Source organism: Cytobacillus sp. Bac17, assembly GCF_024519925.1.
Lineage (GTDB): Bacteria > Bacillota > Bacilli > Bacillales > Cytobacillaceae > Cytobacillus > Cytobacillus pseudoceanisediminis.
Map to the genome: position 1 here is coordinate 1 of NZ_JALJRC010000122.1, position 350 is coordinate 350.

1 protein-coding gene is annotated in these 350 nt (G+C 50.0%); it reads left to right on the plus strand.

Translation table 11 applies throughout. The features are described 5' to 3' along the window. A partial coding sequence (locus NR125_RS30370) for a hypothetical protein (RefSeq protein WP_256816906.1) occupies window positions 1-350 on the plus strand: 350 nt, incomplete at both ends.

Here is a 350-nt window from a genome sequence, read left to right on the forward strand (position 1 = left end):
GGTGGGGCGGGAGGGCAAAGGAGGAGAGAAAAGGGAAGGAGGAAGAAGAAAAAAGGGAGGAGAGGAAGCGAGAAAAAGAAGAAGGAGGAAGGAAGAGGAGGGGAAAAGGAGGGGAAAAGAAGAGGGGGGGGGGGGAAGAAAGAGGAAGGAGGGAGGAGAGGAAGGAAGAAGAGAGGGGGAGGAAGGGAGAAAAAAAGGAAAGAGGAAGGGGAGGGGAGAGAAGGAGAAGGAAAAAGAGGGGGGAAGGGGGAAAAAGGGAGAGGAAGAGGTTATTGGAAAAGGATTTGATAAAAAGGAAAATCAACCCAATTGGCAGCATAGGATATGTTGAAAAATCCTGTTTGAGAGGG